General features: G+C 65.2%; 14 protein-coding genes and 1 tRNA gene. 5 read left to right on the top strand and 10 right to left on the bottom strand.

Going from position 1 to position 11,737, the window contains the following annotated elements; all coding sequences use genetic code 11:
• Positions 1–82: 82 nt before the first annotated feature.
• On the top strand, positions 83–319 hold the full coding sequence (locus tag JOF48_RS10025; protein ID WP_209680305.1) for a hypothetical protein: 237 nt from the start codon (positions 83–85) through the stop codon (positions 317–319).
• 64 nt (positions 320–383) lie between these two features.
• Here JOF48_RS10025 and JOF48_RS10020 read toward each other — a convergent pair whose 3' ends face one another.
• From JOF48_RS10020 to JOF48_RS10005, 4 genes are all read right to left on the bottom strand, one after another.
• Complete coding sequence (locus tag JOF48_RS10020) at positions 384–1,328, bottom strand: sunset domain-containing protein (protein WP_209680304.1); 945 nt, start codon at positions 1,326–1,328, stop codon at positions 384–386.
• A 106-nt stretch (positions 1,329–1,434) separates the two neighbouring features.
• Entirely contained in the window at positions 1,435–2,097 is a 663-nt protein-coding gene (locus JOF48_RS10015) for a hypothetical protein (RefSeq protein WP_209680302.1), read from the bottom strand.
• Positions 2,098–2,212: 115 nt separating this feature from the next.
• Positions 2,213–2,297 (bottom strand) — tRNA-Tyr (locus tag JOF48_RS10010).
• Positions 2,298–2,423: 126 nt separating this feature from the next.
• Positions 2,424–2,744, bottom strand: coding sequence for a hypothetical protein (locus tag JOF48_RS10005; RefSeq protein ID WP_209680301.1), 321 nt, complete (start codon positions 2,742–2,744; stop codon positions 2,424–2,426).
• 216 nt (positions 2,745–2,960) lie between these two features.
• Between JOF48_RS10005 and JOF48_RS10000 the strand changes: the two genes are divergently transcribed.
• Together JOF48_RS10000 and JOF48_RS09995 are read left to right on the top strand one after the other, a co-directional pair.
• Positions 2,961–3,449: a YajQ family cyclic di-GMP-binding protein gene (locus JOF48_RS10000; RefSeq protein WP_209680300.1), complete on the top strand. Its 489-nt coding sequence runs from the start codon at positions 2,961–2,963 to the stop codon at positions 3,447–3,449.
• A gap of 173 nt (positions 3,450–3,622) precedes the next feature.
• Entirely contained in the window at positions 3,623–4,396 is a 774-nt protein-coding gene (locus tag JOF48_RS09995) for a VOC family protein (RefSeq protein ID WP_209680299.1), read from the top strand.
• 257 nt (positions 4,397–4,653) lie between these two features.
• Here the strand turns inward: JOF48_RS09995 and JOF48_RS09990 are convergent, their stop codons facing one another.
• From JOF48_RS09990 to htpX, 4 genes are all read right to left on the bottom strand, one after another.
• The gene (locus JOF48_RS09990) at positions 4,654–5,322 is read right to left on the bottom strand and encodes a response regulator (RefSeq protein WP_209680298.1); all 669 of its coding nucleotides are present in this window, start codon (positions 5,320–5,322) and stop codon (positions 4,654–4,656) included.
• Entirely contained in the window at positions 5,319–6,581 is a 1,263-nt protein-coding gene (locus JOF48_RS20025) for a sensor histidine kinase (RefSeq protein WP_209680297.1), read from the bottom strand. Before JOF48_RS20025 ends, JOF48_RS09990 begins: the two co-directional genes overlap by 4 nt.
• A gap of 13 nt (positions 6,582–6,594) precedes the next feature.
• A complete protein-coding gene (locus JOF48_RS09980; protein ID WP_209680296.1) occupies positions 6,595–7,284 on the bottom strand; it encodes a histidine phosphatase family protein in 690 nt (229 codons plus the stop codon).
• A 155-nt stretch (positions 7,285–7,439) separates the two neighbouring features.
• Positions 7,440–8,303, bottom strand: a complete 864-nt coding sequence (htpX, locus tag JOF48_RS09975; protein WP_209684406.1) for a zinc metalloprotease HtpX — start codon at positions 8,301–8,303, stop codon at positions 7,440–7,442.
• Between the two features lie 116 nt (positions 8,304–8,419).
• Here htpX and JOF48_RS09970 point away from each other — a divergent pair, with 116 nt between their 5' ends.
• Positions 8,420–8,806 carry an ankyrin repeat domain-containing protein gene (locus JOF48_RS09970; RefSeq protein ID WP_209680295.1) on the top strand — a complete coding sequence of 129 codons (387 nt, stop codon included), beginning with the start codon at positions 8,420–8,422 and terminating at the stop codon, positions 8,804–8,806.
• A 207-nt stretch (positions 8,807–9,013) separates the two neighbouring features.
• Here the strand turns inward: JOF48_RS09970 and JOF48_RS09965 are convergent, their stop codons facing one another.
• Together JOF48_RS09965 and JOF48_RS09960 are read right to left on the bottom strand one after the other, a co-directional pair.
• A complete protein-coding gene (locus JOF48_RS09965; RefSeq protein WP_209680294.1) occupies positions 9,014–10,477 on the bottom strand; it encodes a catalase in 1,464 nt (487 codons plus the stop codon).
• 2 nt (positions 10,478–10,479) lie between these two features.
• The gene (locus JOF48_RS09960; protein WP_209680292.1) at positions 10,480–10,947 is read right to left on the bottom strand and encodes a Fur family transcriptional regulator; all 468 of its coding nucleotides are present in this window, start codon (positions 10,945–10,947) and stop codon (positions 10,480–10,482) included.
• A gap of 151 nt (positions 10,948–11,098) precedes the next feature.
• Between JOF48_RS09960 and JOF48_RS09955 the strand changes: the two genes are divergently transcribed.
• Positions 11,099–11,734: a DUF2461 domain-containing protein gene (locus JOF48_RS09955; protein ID WP_209680291.1), complete on the top strand. Its 636-nt coding sequence runs from the start codon at positions 11,099–11,101 to the stop codon at positions 11,732–11,734.
• The last annotated feature ends 3 nt before the right edge of the window (positions 11,735–11,737 follow it).

The following is an 11,737-nucleotide window of genomic DNA, read 5'->3' as shown; positions in this document are numbered from 1 at the left end:
GAATTAACCGGGCACGCGCATGCTAGCCGTATCAACCAAACGTAAAAAGGAAGCAGCGATGACTTTCATAGAAGGAGATCCCATGGCACGCCCCGTTCACCACCACGCATTCATCAACCCCGAGAACCACCAGGTCTGGCCCGTGCTGGCCAAGAATGACCCGGTGGCCCTGATCAACGACCGGGGCTGGCGCCTTTCCGGCAGGGTGGAAACCCTGTCCAACGACCGCCAGTGCCTGTGGATCCTTCTGGATGCAGGCATGGGCCGCCAGCTGATCCACCACCAGGACGGCTTCGTTCTGGAGAACACCGCACACTGACGGCCCGGCATCCCCGCGTTCAGACGTTGCGGATCGCAGCGCTGCCGCCTTCAGGGGCTAAAGCTCAGACCTTGGCCTTGCGGTATCCGGCCTTGACGGCGGCGGTCTCGGTGGCGAAGCAGGCCTCCGGATTGGTGATGTTGTAGTAGCGCTGCCCCGGCATGTGGTAGATCATGCTTGACCGGTTTCCCTTGATGGGCGCCCACGACGGGCAGGTGGTCTTGTTGATCGGCGTGGTCACGGCGGGCTTGGGTGCGGCCGCGACCTTGACATATTTTGTTGCCGAGTAGGAGCCGTTGTAGTTGCCCTGGGCAGGCACGTGAGCGGACCACTTGCCCGAAACCGAGGACGTGGCCGATGCCTTGAAATAGCCAGTGGATCCGGTCTTGAGGCTTCGGACAAGCTTCTTCGGTGCCGTGCCGTCAGGATCAAAGTACACGTTGACCGTTACGGCCCCGGTCTTCACCCACGACGATCCGGACGCACGCTGCACCTGGCCCGAATACGTGATCGCCTTGCCCTTGGTCACCGTTGCCGGGCCGGCCGCAAAGCTGCCCACCCGCGTGGCGACCTTGGCGCGAACAACTTTCACATATTTGGTGACTGACGATGACGCCTTGTAGGTTCCCCGTGCCGGCACAGTCACAGACCACTTGCCTGAAACCGTGGATGCCGTGGCGGACTTGAAATAGCCGGTGGCGCTGGTCTTGATGGTCCGCACATACTTCTTCGGCGCCGTGCCGTCAGGGTCAAAGTAGACGTGGACGGAGACCGCCCCGGTCTTCACCCAGGACTTGCCGGACGCGCGCTGTACCTGGCCCGAATAGGTGACTGCCTTGCCCTTGGTGACGGTTGCCGGGCCGGCCGCAAAGCCGCTGACGCGCGTGGCGATCGTGGCTGCCGCTTGTGCAGGGGCAGGCGCCAGAAGCACGGGCAGCATGAGGGCCAGGGCCGCCAGTGCGGCAAGTAGGATTCGGCGCAGCTGCGGCGCGGTGCGGGACGTGTTCATGCTCTCCCCAAAGAGTGACGGCCGCCAGGCAGGCGCGGCGAAGATTGACCGTAAAGAACCAAGATTATCGGTGCCGGGCCGTTTTTGCCCTGCCGGGCCCGGGCGGTTAGTCTTCCGGACCGATCATGGCCACAAACTCGTGAGCCTCGGCTGCCCCGATGTCGGCGTGGTCGAGCAGGAGGCGGGCTGCGCCGTCGTAATTTCCGGAGAGCGCAAGCTGGCGGATCCGGCCGTAAATCTCCGCATTGAGTCGGGTGCTGGCGACCTCGCGGACCTCATCTCCCTGCGAGACGATGGCCCGGTATCGGTAGGCGCCGTGAGCCGGCTTGGGTGCAGGGGCGGGAGCGGGTGCGGCCTTCATGATGTCCTCAACCGTCAGCGGCGCATCGGCGGGCGGAACGACGGGCTCCGGGAGCGCAGGCTCGGGCGTGGGCTGCGGGAATTCGGCGAGCGCGGCGACGGCGGCAGCAGCATCGCCGAGGCCCATGTGGGTGGCCTTGCGGTACTCCTTCACGGCGTTCATGACCTGCCGCTGGGCAATGTACGAGTAGACGCGCTGGTGGGTTTCCGGGGTGAGCCGTGCACTGGCCTGCTGAGCGGCCTCGCGGGTGATGGCCCGGCTGGCGCGCGCCTGAGGCCTGCCTTTTGCCAGGGTCGACGCCGGATCGGTCGCCGATGTGGGTGGCGTGCGGCGTCCCAGCAGACGGGACCCGACGATGACAACCACGACAATGACCAGCACAATAACCAGCGGCACCACATATTCCATGGCTTAACTGTAGTTCGCCGCGGGCACGGATGGCTCGCACTGGCCGCAGCCAGTCCGCGCCCGCGCACAAAACCAAGAAGACCCGGATCCACAGGTGTGGATCCGGGTCTCCGGTTGGTGGCAGATACTGGATTCGAACCAGTGAAGGCGTTGCCAGCTGATTTACAGTCAGCCCCCTTTGGCCACTCGGGTAATCTGCCATGGCCAGCATCGCCCAAACATCGGACTCTGCTTTTCGCCCCCAACATGTGGAAGCAGTAAAACAATACAAGGAAATCGCCCAAGAATCGAATCGAGCGGGTTTGAGGGGCAAAACGGGAGCTAAATCACACTGCTCCGGTGTCGTTTTGGATCCGCCGCACTAGCTGCCTCTCCAGGAATGCCGCCTGTTCCGGGGTGATCTGCTGAAGCTGGACTGCGCGGGCCATGTCCTCCTGGACGCCGGCGATGCGGGACGATGCAGAGTTCGGCGGGGAGGTGATGATGCTCGCGGCATCAAGCCCGGTTCCCCCCGTCATGCCTGAGGCACCCAACACCGTGACGGCAGCCAGTGTCACTGCGGCCACGGCAGTGCCAACAGCCTTCCTGCCGCTGCGGATGTTGGCCGCAACTGTGGATGCCGGCGCGTTGTTTGGTTCGGTGCTCATGGGTCCTCCTGAAATGGTGGTCTCAACAACTCCCACTGTTTCAACCGCAACTGTGCAAGCACCCCACGAATCCTCCAAGAACTCTGTGAGCGAACCGCCCCTGGCGCCAACGCTTAGCCACCTCCCCCAGAACCTCGCTTCGCTCGCTTCGGGACCCCTGGCGCTAAGCTTAGATCCAAACCGATCGATCCAACTTTTTGAGTTTATGGAGGAAACATGGCCAGCGAGTCAACGTTCGACGTCGTGAGCAAAGTCGACAAGCAGGAGGTCGCCAACGCCCTGAACCAGGCCCAGAAGGAAGTGGCGCAGCGCTACGACTTCAAGAACGTCGGTGCCGAGATTGATTTCAGTGGTGAAAAGATCATGCTCAAGGCCAACTCGGAAGAGCGCGTCATGGCCATCATGGATGTTTTCGAATCCAAGCTGATTCGGCGCGGCATCTCCCTGAAGTCCCTGGACGCCGGAGAGCCGTACCCCTCGGGCAAGGAGTACCGCCTGGAAGCAGAGATCAAGGAAGGCATCGCCCAGGATGTGGCGAAGAAGATCAACAAGCTCATCCGCGACGAGGGCCCCAAGGGCGTCAAGTCCACCATCCAGGGCGACGAACTGCGCGTGAGCTCCAAGAGCCGCGATGATCTGCAGGACGTCATGGCCCTGCTGCGCAAGTTCGAGGACGCCGACCTCCAGTTCGTCAACCTGCGCTAGGCCGCAACCACTTCCGCACTAAAAGCGCCTGCCGCTGAAACTCCCTGAGAACTATGGCGAAACTTTCAGCCGGCAGGCGCTTTTTTCTCTTGCCCGCACGCAGCATCCGGCATAGTCTTCCCTGTATTCTGCCGACGAACCCTGTCGCCACCCCCACCAGAATTGGAGCTGCCATGAACGCCCAGACCTTCCCTGCAGGCGCACCGTGCTGGATTGACTTGATGACCTCAAACATGTCCCGGTCGCAGGAGTTTTACACGGCCCTCTTCGGCTGGACCTATGAAACCGGGGACGAGGAAAAGTACGGCGGCTACGTCATGGCCTTCAAGGATGGCAAGTCCGTCGCCGGCCTCATGCAGAGCCAGGAGGACAGCGGCTACCCGGACGTGTGGAGCACCTACCTGCGCGTCGACGACATTGCTGCTTCCGCGGACGCCGCCAGAAACGCCGGTGGAATTGTCCACCTCGAGCCCATGGACGTTCCGGAGCAGGGCAAGATGGCCATGCTTGGCGATCCGAGCGGCGCATCAATCGGCCTGTGGGAATTTGGCGGCCACACCGGCTTCCAGTCGCATGAGGAGCCCGGCGCCGCGGCCTGGCATGAGCTCCACAGCAAGAACTACCCCGCCGCCGTCGGCTTCTACCGCGACGTCTTCGGCCTGCAAACCTCGGTCATGTCGGACACCCCCGAGTTCCGCTACACCAACCTGGTGCAGGACAGCCGCGAGCTGGCCGGGATCATGGATGCCAGCGCCTGGCTCCCCGAGGACGCACCCTCCAACTGGCAGGTGTATTTCCAGACGGAGGACGTCGATGCCGCCATCGCGAAGGCCCTGACCCTGGGTGCCACCATCATCAACGAGGCCGAGGACTCCCCCTACGGCCGGGTCGCCGGGCTGACCGACTGCACCGGCGCCATGTTCAAGCTGGTCCAGCCCCCGGCCTGATCTTTCCTGCCACGCCCGACGGCGCCCGGCCCGCCTTGGTGGGCCGGGCGCCGTCGTGCTGTCCAGACCCGGCATGCGGCCCCAGCGGGGCCAGACCGCGCAAGCGTGCTGTTCTGCGCATAGTTTGCTGCTGTCGTGACGCAGAACAGTGTCCTGCGCCAGGACAGACCGTGGCGTTGCGCAGAACAGCACGCTTAGCCCGGTCCCTGCCGGCGCAAACCTGCCTGCCGGACCCGGCACAGCATCCTTGGGCGGAGCTACCCGCCGGGCTCCACGAGGCCGGTGTCGTAGGCGAGCACCACGGCCTGCACCCGGTCGCGCAGCCCCAGCTTGGCCAGGATCTTGCTGACGTGTGTCTTGACCGTCTGCTGGGCAATGAACAGATCCGCCGCGATCTCCTGGTTGGACATGCCGCGGCCGATGAGCGTCATGACCTCCAGCTCCCGCTCCGTCAGCCCCTCCAGGGGACCGCGGGAGAGCGCCGGCCTGACGCCCTGCTGCGCGAACTGCTCGATGAGCCGCTTCGTCACGGACGGGGCGAGCAGCGCATCCCCGGACGCCACCACGCGCACAGCCGCGAGCAGCTCGTCCGCCAGCGCGTCCTTGAGCAGGAATCCGCTGGCGCCGAGCCGCAGGGCGTCGTACACATAGTCGTCCACATCAAAGGTGGTCAGCATGAGCACATGCGGTCCGGGCCCCTCGGACGGCAGTGCCAGTATCCGGCGCGCCGCCTCAAGCCCGTCCATGACAGGCATGCGCACGTCCATCAACACCACGTCAGGGTGGTGCTCGGCCGCGAGTTCCACGGCCACGGCGCCGTTCTCGGCCTGGCCCACCACCTCAATGTCGGACTGCGCACCCAGCAGCGCGGCAAACCCCTCCCGCACCATGGCCTGGTCGTCCACCACAAGTACCCGAATGTTCACGGCTGCCTCCTTCCGTTGGCCTGGTTCGCCGCACTCAGGGGCAGCGAAGCTGTGACTGAAAATCCGCCGTCGGACAGGGGAACGCACACCACGGAACCGCCCACAATGACGGCCCGCTCGCGCATCCCGATCAGCCCCTGGCCGAGGTGCTGCCCCCGGTCCAGCTGCGCCATGACCGCGCCCACGGCAGAGCTGGAGTTGACCACGGAAATGGTCAGCTGCCCGCCCGAAATGACGAATTCGGCCTTGACCGTGGCGCCCGGCGCGTGCCGGATGACATTGCTCAGCGCCTCCTGGACGATCCGGTAGGTGGTCAGGGCGATGACCTCGCCGATGTCATGGCTTTCGACGCCGGACAGCTCGGGTTCGGCGATCCGCACACCTGCCGAACGGGCCGAGGCAAAGAGCTGCGGCAGGTCCGAGAGGCCGGGCTGCGGTCCCAGCTGGCGTCCGGCCCCGGAATTGCGGAGGGAGCCGAGCATGCTGCGCATCTCCGTCATGGCACGGCGCGAGTTGGCCGCAATGTCGTCAAATTCCTGCTTGAGCTCGTCGCTCAGGCCCGGGTGCCGGTAGCTGGCAGTGGTTGCCTGAACCACCACCACGGACATCCCGTGGGCCACGACGTCGTGGAGTTCGCGGGCGATGCGGGTGCGTTCCTCCGCGAGGCGCCGCCGGGACTGCTCCTCGGCGCTGACGGTGCGCTCCGCAGCCAGTTCCACACGCAGGTTCTGCCACTGCTGCGCCACCACGGCCGCCACCATGAGCCCGCCGGAGACCGCCGCGAAAATGACCACATTGATCTGCGCTCCCTCCGACTGCCCGTCCGGCATCGTCACGTAGTTCGCCAGCACGCCCACCACCACGCTGGCCAGCCAGGCGCCGGCGGCCAGCTGCCAGCGGGCCCGGAGCCCGGCCACACAGATGACAAAGACCTGGGTGATCATGGCCACGACGCTGAACGGCATCGGGGCCGCACCCACCGGGCTGGACACCAGCGGCATGATCGCCAGCGGCAGCAGCGACACAAGGGTCCCCGCCATGGGCCGCGCGGCCGTCAGGCCCAGGGACGCCGAATGCAGGATGGCCATGCCCAGCGCAAACGGCAGCGGCATGTGGTACAAAACCATGTTCAGCGGCGCGCCCACGGCCATGAGTGCGATGCACACGGCCGCAGTTCCCAGCCACACCCAGCTGATGCCCTTCATCCGCCACAGGGTCACGGTGCTGAAGGGCGCCGGCGGCTCACCGCCGTCGGACACGGAAGGCTGGCCCTTAGTTATTGGGCTTCCCGCCGAAGGCTGCCTCGGCGGCCCCGCCGGTGGGGTCGGCAATGTCCTCACCGTGCAGCCCGCCAGCTGCCTCCGCATGCCAGTCCAGCAGCGACCAGCCGCCGGGTGCATCGCTGCCCGTGGGTTCGCCCTCCAGGGTGACGATGCCGGTGTTGCCGAGCATGCGGTACTTGGGGTCCGTCCAGTCCACGTTCCGGGCGCGGTGCGCGGCCCAGAAGCGGATCATGGCGCCGTGGCTGACCATGGCCACCGACTCGTGCGCCGCTGCCTCCTCCACCACCGCGTCAAAGCGCTCCAGCACCTCAAAGCCGTTGTCGGCGCCCGGGATGCGGGCGGACAGGTCACCGCCGAACCACGACATCAGCACCTTCAGGTAAGCCATGATGGAAGCTTCGTCGCCCTTCATTTCAAGGTCCCCGGCGCTGATCTCGCGGATGCCGTCCCGCACCAGCGGCTCCAGCGTCCGCGCACCGGCCAGCGGCGCCGCCGTCAGCTGGGTGCGGGTGAGGTTCGAGGTGTACAGCTCGTCAATGCGCTGCCCCCCGATCTCCGTCGGGACGGCCTCAGCCTGTTGCAGGCCCAGCGTTGTGAGCCCCGGACCGGGCACCGCCGTGTCCAGGAGCCCGCGGATGTTGTTGGGTGTCTGGCCGTGTCGAATCAAGATCAATCGCATGGTTCCCATTGTTCCCTACTTGCTGCGGGTGCGGGGCGGGCAATGCCCATGCCCGACGGCGAATCCCCGGCCCGGGTGCCGGGCCGGGGCCCGTGGCCGGCCGGAGGACGACGCCGGGGAGGCAGCCAGCTGCCACAGCCGGACGCCGCAAGGGGTCAGACCGGCCGGCCGGCCATCTTCTCCAGCCTCGAGATCCGCTCCGCCATGGGCGGGTGCGTGGCGAAGAGCTTGGCGGCGCCGCCTGACTTGAACGGGTTGGCGATCATGAGGTGGCTGGAATTGACCAGTTTCTGGTCCTGCGGCAGGGGCGCCCGCTGGACACCCATCTCCAATTTGCGCAGGGCCGAGGCCAGCGCCAGAGGATCGTCCGTCAGCTTGGCACCGTCTTCGTCGGCATCGTATTCGCGGGTCCTGCTGATGGCGAGCTGGATCATGGACGCCGCCAGCGGGGCCAGAAGTGCCATCGCGATCATGGCGAGCGGGTTCTGGCTGCGCCGGTCGCCGCCGAAGAACAGCATCATCTGCGCCACGGAGGTGATGACCCCGGCCACTGCCGCCGCGACCGACGACGTCAGGATGTCGCGGTTGTAGACGTGCATGAGTTCATGGCCCAGCACGCCGCGCAGTTCCCGTTCGTCCAGGATGTTCAGGATCCCCTCGGTGCAGCAGACGGCCGCGTTCTTGGGGTTTCGGCCCGTTGCGAAGGCGTTCGGCGACTGCGTCGGGGATACATAGATGGCCGGCATCGGCTGGTTGGCCTTGGCGGACAGTTCCCGGACGATCCGGTAAATGCCCGGGGCCTGCTCCTCTGCCACGGGGTAGGCCTGCATGCTCCGGATGGCAATCTTGTCACTGTTCCAGTAGCCGTATGCCGTGGTGCCAACGCCGATGAGGGCAAAGATCCACAACGGCGCCGCACTGTTCATTCCGGCGCTCAGCAAGCCGCCCAGGCCCAGCAACACCGCCCACAGCACCCCAAAGAGTGCCACGGTCTTGAGCCCATTGAAATGGTTGTGCAAGTTCGTCTCCTTCATGTCTGTCGTTCCATGCCGGCGGTTCCCATGCCGGCAAATGATTAAACGTGTGGCAATTCCCAGTTGTTCCTGAGTCCGCCGCCATCGCCTAGTGTGGAGAGATGACCACCAACGCACCCCTCAATGAAGACCAGTCGGCCGCGGTTGTTGCCCTCGCCATGGACCTTGCCCGTGCAGGCAAGACCGCGGAACTGGCTGAATTCCTGGACCACGGCCTGCCCATCGACGCACAGGACGCCGAAGGCAACACGCTGCTCATGCTCGCCGCCTACAATGGCGAAGTGGACACCGTGGCCATGCTCACCGGGCGCGGAGCCAACGTCGACATCCGCAACGGCCGCGACCAGTCCCCGCTGGCCGGCGCCCTGTTCAAGGGCGAGGACACCATCGCAGGCCTCCTCATTGCCGCAGGCGCCGATCTCGACGCCGGAACCCCCACCGCGCGCGCCGCCGCCGCGATGTTCGGCCGCGAACACCTCCTCCCCTAAACGCCGCATCACATAACGCCCACTTTTCCCAAACGCGTCCGCACCCAGTGCGACAGCGTTTCCAAAAAACACGGCCTTAAGTGATGCGGCGTCGGGTCCGGTTAGGTGATGGGCCGTCGGGACCGGGACGTCGTCAACCAACGGCGGCGGCACCCGCCTTCCGCTTGATGCGAAAGGCGGGTGCCGCCGTCGTGCGTTATTCAGGTATTACTTGGAAGCCTGCAGGGCCTCGATGGCCTTGCGGACACCCTCGCCGTAGGCCGGGTCGGCCTGGGTGCAGTTGTAGATGTGGCGCTCGATGGTGGCCTGTGAGGCACCGTCGATGGCGCGGGCGGTGTTCTCGAAGAGCACCTGGCGCTGCTCCTGCGTCATCTTCTCGCGGAAGAGGATGCCGGGCTGCTCGAAGTAGTTGGCATCGTCTTCGCGGTAGTTGAAGCGGTCCGCGGTGGCGCCGACAGCCAGTGCGGGATCGGCGTAGGCGGGCTGCTCGGCCCAGCGGCCGTAGGAGTTCGGCTCGATGCCGGGGGTGCGGCCCTGGTTGCCATCGACTCGGCCCTGGCCGTCGCGGTGGTAGGTGTTGACCGGGTTCTTGGCTGCGTTCACCGGGATCTGGTGGTGGTTGACGCCCAGGCGGTAGCGCTGTGCATCGCCGTAGGAGAACAGTCGGCCCTGCAGCATGCGGTCCGGGGAGAAGCTGATGCCCGGGACAACGTTGGAGGGCGTGAAGGCGGCCTGCTCAACATCTGCGTGGTAGTTCTCGGCGTTGCGGTTCAGTTCCCACTCGCCAACCTCGATCAGCGGGTAATCCTTCTTGGACCAGACCTTGGTGAGGTCGAACGGGTGGTACTTGTAGGTCTCGGCGTCTGCCTCGGGCATGATCTGGACCATGAGCTTCCACTTGGGGAAGTCGCCGTTCTCGATGGAGTCGAAGAGGTCGCGCTGGCTGGACTCGCGGTCACCGGCAACTACTGCTGCGGCTTCCTCGTCCGTCAGGTTCTTGATGCCCTGCTGGGTGACGTGGTGGAACTTGACCCAGAAGCGCTCTCCCTCGGCGTTGATCAGCGAGTAGGTGTGCGAGCCGAAACCGTGCATGTGGCGGTAGCTGGCCGGCAGGCCGCGGTCGGACATGACGATCGTGACCTGGTGCAGGGACTCGGGCAGGTTGGTCCAGAAGTCCCAGTTGTTCTCGGCGCTGCGCATGTTGGTGCGGGGGTCGCGCTTGACGGCGCGGTTCAGGTCGGGGAACTTCAGCGGGTCGCGGAAGAAGAACACGGGGGTGTTGTTGCCAACCAGGTCCCAGTTGCCTTCTTCGGTGTAGAACTTGACGGCGAAGCCGCGGATGTCGCGCTCGGCGTCGGCGGCGCCGCGCTCACCGGCAACAGTGGAGAAGCGGGTGAACAGCTCGGTCTTCTTGCCGACCTCGGAGAAGATGCTGGCCTTGGTGTACTTGGTGATGTCGTTGGTCACCGTGAAGGTGCCGAAGGCGCCGGAGCCCTTGGCGTGCATGCGGCGCTCAGGGATGACTTCGCGGCTGAAGTGGGCCAGCTTCTCAAGGAACCAGACGTCCTGCAGGAGCATGGGGCCGCGGGGGCCGGCCGTCAGGCTGTCCTGGTTGTTGGCGACGGGCGCGCCAGCAGCCGTGGTCAGGGGTGCGGTGTTTTCGAAAGTCATCTTTACTTATCGCTCCTAGGTGTAGTCAGTTCTTGGTCAGTCACAAGCTTTTTGGCGGCACAGTCAGGGCAGGTCCCCCAATAAATGACCTCGGCCTCATCAATGCTGAATCCGTGGCTGTTGGAGGCGTGCAGGCAGGGGGCTTCACCGAGGGCGCAGTCCACATCGGCGATGTCTCCGCACAGGCGACACACGACGTGGTGGTGGTTGTCCCCCACTCTCGTTTCAAACCTCGCGGGCGAGCCCTGGGGCTCAATCCGGCGCACCAGGTCTGCATCGACCAGTGCAGCCAGAACGTCATACACCGCCTGCTTTGAAACGCTTCCCAGCACAGCCCGCGCGGCACCAATGACGGTGTCTGCATCTGCATGCGGGTTGGCCCTGACGGCATTCAGGACAGCCACCCGGGGACGCGTCACGCGCAGTGAAACGGCACGCAGCATTTCCTCGGTTGTATGTCCCTTGTCCATGGGTCCATTGTGCCAGCTAAACTGGACTGAGTCCAATTTAGGCCGCTCCGGGCGTGCCTTCATCCCTCCACAGGTGTCACGGCACCGCCGCTTTTCCACAATTGCGTTTGGGGTTCTGGCGCAGAGGGTTCCGCGTCCATATGCTCGGCCCATGGACACTTTCACCGGCTTTCCCGCGGCAGCCTTTGAGTTCTACGCCGCGCTTGAAGAGAACAACAACCGTGAGTGGTGGCTGGCCAACAAGGACAAATACGACGCCGATGTGCTGGCTCCGTTTTCCGCCCTCCGCAGTGAGTTGGAACCCAGGTTTGGCCCGGGGAGGATTTTCCGGCCCAACCGGGACATGAGGTTTGCCGCCCGCGGCGAGCCTTACAAGACGGCGCAGGGCATGTTCTTGTCGCACTACGAGGATGTTGGGTACTACCTCCACCTGGACGCCGACGGCCTCAGTGTGGGCGGAGGCTATCGCTCCGCAGCCCCGGCCCAGCTGGCCAGGTTCCGGGCCGCCGTGGATGCCCCTTCCAGCGGCGCAGCCCTGGAGGAGATTGCCCGGCAGCTGGAAGCCGACGGCTACGCACTGTCGCCGCCGGACTTGAAGTCCGCCCCGCGCGGCTTCCCCAGGGACCACCCCCGGGCGGAGCTGTTGCGGCACAAGACGCTGAGCGCCTCATTGGAGCTGGGCAGGCCTGACTGGCTGGAAACCGGCAGGGCGGAAAAGCAAATTGCGGACCATTGGGAGCACCTTCGGCCCCTGGTTGAATGGGTGACCCGGCATGCGGCCCCGTAGCCG

Origin of the sequence: Arthrobacter stackebrandtii, assembly GCF_017876675.1 — a bacterium.
Taxonomy (GTDB): Bacteria; Actinomycetota; Actinomycetes; order Actinomycetales; family Micrococcaceae; genus Specibacter; species Specibacter stackebrandtii.
The sequence above is the reverse complement of the archived record's forward strand: the minus strand, read 5'-3'. Positions and strand labels throughout refer to the sequence as shown.

Coding starts and splice junctions, on each gene's coding strand:
- JOF48_RS09980 (WP_209680296.1), bottom strand. CDS start 7,284: ATGCGATTGATCTTGATTCGACACGGCCAGACACCCAACAACATCCGC.
- JOF48_RS09955 (WP_209680291.1), top strand. CDS start 11,099: ATGGACACTTTCACCGGCTTTCCCGCGGCAGCCTTTGAGTTCTACGCC.
- JOF48_RS10000 (WP_209680300.1), top strand. CDS start 2,961: ATGGCCAGCGAGTCAACGTTCGACGTCGTGAGCAAAGTCGACAAGCAG.
- JOF48_RS10005 (WP_209680301.1), bottom strand. CDS start 2,744: ATGAGCACCGAACCAAACAACGCGCCGGCATCCACAGTTGCGGCCAAC.
- JOF48_RS09960 (WP_209680292.1), bottom strand. CDS start 10,947: ATGGACAAGGGACATACAACCGAGGAAATGCTGCGTGCCGTTTCACTG.
- JOF48_RS09965 (WP_209680294.1), bottom strand. CDS start 10,477: ATGACTTTCGAAAACACCGCACCCCTGACCACGGCTGCTGGCGCGCCC.
- JOF48_RS10025 (WP_209680305.1), top strand. CDS start 83: ATGGCACGCCCCGTTCACCACCACGCATTCATCAACCCCGAGAACCAC.
- JOF48_RS09995 (WP_209680299.1), top strand. CDS start 3,623: ATGAACGCCCAGACCTTCCCTGCAGGCGCACCGTGCTGGATTGACTTG.
- JOF48_RS10015 (WP_209680302.1), bottom strand. CDS start 2,097: ATGGAATATGTGGTGCCGCTGGTTATTGTGCTGGTCATTGTCGTGGTT.
- JOF48_RS09970 (WP_209680295.1), top strand. CDS start 8,420: ATGACCACCAACGCACCCCTCAATGAAGACCAGTCGGCCGCGGTTGTT.
- JOF48_RS10020 (WP_209680304.1), bottom strand. CDS start 1,328: ATGAACACGTCCCGCACCGCGCCGCAGCTGCGCCGAATCCTACTTGCC.